Raw genomic sequence first — 2,309 nt, 5'->3', positions numbered from 1 at the left:
TGTGTTGACCTTTGTGCTTGGGATTGTGGCCGTGCTGGGTGGTGTGGGAGGCGGGGTGTTATTTGTCCCTATTGTTGGTGGATTCTTTCCGTTTCACCTTGACTTTGTAAGAGGTGCTGGTTTGTTGGTTGCCCTGGCCGGGGCGTTGGCCGCAGGACCAGGACTTCTGAAAAAGGGACTCGCTAACCTGAGACTTGCCCTGCCTGTTGGACTGATTGCCTCCTCTTGTGCCATTGTAGGGGCGATGATCGGCCTGGCGCTGCCTACCAATGTCGTCCAGACGGCACTTGGAATTACAATCATTGGTATTGTCCTCATAATCGTAAAGGCCAAAAAGTCCGAGTACCCTGAAGTCAAAGAGGCCGATGCGCTATCTTCGGCCCTGGGTATAACCGGTATCTATCATGAAGTATCCACCGGACAGGACATAAACTGGAAGATACACAGAACCCTCCCCGGTTTTCTCCTCTTCATTGTCATCGGAGTGATGGCCGGTATGTTTGGACTGGGGGCAGGGTGGGCAAACGTCCCCGTCCTGAACCTGCTCATGGGCGCCCCCTTGAAGGTTGCGGTGTCCTCAAGCAAGTTCCTGCTCTCTATTACCGACACATCAGCGGCATGGATATACATCAACAATGGGGCGGTGTTGCCGATGATCGTTGTTCCTTCCATTATTGGCATCATGCTGGGTTCCATGGTGGGAGTAAGAATCCTTGCCAAAACCAAACCGGCGGCAGTAAGATATATAGTCATAGTGATGCTCTCATTTGCGGGGCTGCGTGCCCTGCTCAAGGGGTTAGGGATATGGACATAACAACAACGCTTAACGACAATATGAATAAACTAAAGGAGGACTATTAAAGATGGAAAAAAAACAGGTTGCTACCGAAGAACAACTGAAATATGCCAAGCTCCTTGACATAGGGATGAAGCTGGGTATAGTGATGTTGTTTGTTTCATTTATGATCTATATAACGGGGGTATTTTCTCCATTTGTACCTGTGGACGATCTGCCAAAACTGTGGGGATTGTCCGTCCACGATTATCTTGAAAAGACCGGTATTCATCCGGGTTGGGCGTGGTTGCACCTGCTTGGCAAGGGTGATTTTCTCAATTTCGCCGGAATTGCCTTCCTGGGTGGTATTACAATAGTATGCTTTCTGGCCATAATACCGATTCTCTTCAGAAAGAAGGACACCGTCTATGGAGTGATAGCGGTGATTGAGGTACTGGTACTGGCGCTGGCGGCATCGGGACTGCTAAAAACAGGAGGACACTAAATGGTCAACGACAAGTATAAGATGAACCTGATGGGGGACCTCAAATCGATCCTCCTGGCAACGGATGGTTCGGAATTCAGTCGAGGGGCGATCAGGGAGGCCATTAGTTTTGCAAGGGAGTGCAAGACCATCCTGACGGTGTTGAGGGTGCTTGAGTACAACCCCGAGTTTGAGACCGAGGGAAATCGCTACGTAGAGCAACTGGAATTGGCCGCAAGGAATCACTTTGAAGACATCCGCAGTATGGCCGCGGATGAGAACGTGGAGTGCGAAATCATAGTGCGCAGGTCTGTGCAGGCATACGAGAGCGTGGTGGAGGAGGCCGTTAAGCAGAAGGCCGACGTCATAGTGATGGGCAGGAGGGGCAATACGGGACTGAAAAAGCTCGTACTTGGAAGTCAGACGGCCAAGACCATTGCATATGCCCCGTGCAAGATACTCGTGGTGCCCAAGGATGCCGAAATAAAAGGCGAAAACATCATGCTTGCAACCGACGGCTCCAAGTACAGTGATGCAGCACAGCAGGAGGCCATCAACATGGCAAGCAGGTGTCCGTTTGTAAAGAACTTCCTGGCAATATCCGTCGTCTCCTCAAAGGACAAACTGCCGGAGGCACAGAGGAACCTCGACAAGGTAAAGGAAAACGCCGAAAAAAGAGGCGTCAAGGTCGAAACTCTGCCCCTTGTGGGGGAGCCGTACAAGGCCATAGTCAACGCCTCGATGGAGGCAGGCATCGATATAACCATCATGGGGTCGCACGGAAGAACCGGTATAGAGAGGCTCCTGATGGGAAGTGTAGCCGAAAGAGTGGTTGCCCTGTCCATGGGCTCGGTTATCGTCTCTAAGATATAAGTTAAAGAAGGGTGTGGTTTTCCACAGGGATATCCACCCCCTTCGTCCCTTTCTAAGGTGTAAAAACAGTATCTTCTTTATATTTCATGGTAACTATACTTTTACGCATACTGGATTTCTGGTCAAGCCAGAAATGACACACTTAGAAAACGGCTGTAATTGTCATTCCTGCGAAAG

The 2,309-nt window shown here is 50.3% G+C and carries 3 protein-coding genes; all 3 read left to right on the top strand.

The features are described 5' to 3' along the window. Nucleotide 1: 1 nt before the first annotated feature. The 3 genes from HWQ67_RS16660 to HWQ67_RS16650 are packed head-to-tail and all read left to right on the top strand — an operon-like array spanning nucleotide 2 to nucleotide 2,132. Nucleotides 2-814 (top strand): sulfite exporter TauE/SafE family protein, encoded by an 813-nt coding sequence (locus HWQ67_RS16660; protein WP_425340739.1) that lies wholly within the window; start codon nucleotides 2-4, stop codon nucleotides 812-814. Between the two features lie 49 nt (nucleotides 815-863). Then, complete coding sequence (locus tag HWQ67_RS16655) at nucleotides 864-1,280, top strand: hypothetical protein (protein WP_218253811.1); 417 nt, start codon at nucleotides 864-866, stop codon at nucleotides 1,278-1,280. Further along, nucleotides 1,281-2,132, top strand: a complete 852-nt coding sequence (locus tag HWQ67_RS16650) for a universal stress protein (protein ID WP_218253810.1) — start codon at nucleotides 1,281-1,283, stop codon at nucleotides 2,130-2,132. It begins immediately after the preceding gene. Nucleotides 2,133-2,309: the final 177 nt, after the last annotated feature.

Origin of the sequence: Candidatus Magnetobacterium casense (genome assembly GCF_019173545.1) — a bacterium.
GTDB classification, from domain to species: domain Bacteria; phylum Nitrospirota; class Thermodesulfovibrionia; order Thermodesulfovibrionales; family Magnetobacteriaceae; genus Magnetobacterium; species Magnetobacterium cryptolimnobacter.
This window is presented reverse-complemented; position numbering and strand designations above follow the sequence as displayed.

What these genes read in the sequence shown, in the direction of transcription:
- HWQ67_RS16655 (WP_218253811.1), top strand. Translation starts at nt 864, where the DNA reads ATGGAAAAAAAACAGGTTGCTACCGAAGAACAACTGAAATATGCCAAG.
- HWQ67_RS16650 (WP_218253810.1), top strand. Translation starts at nt 1,281, where the DNA reads ATGGTCAACGACAAGTATAAGATGAACCTGATGGGGGACCTCAAATCG.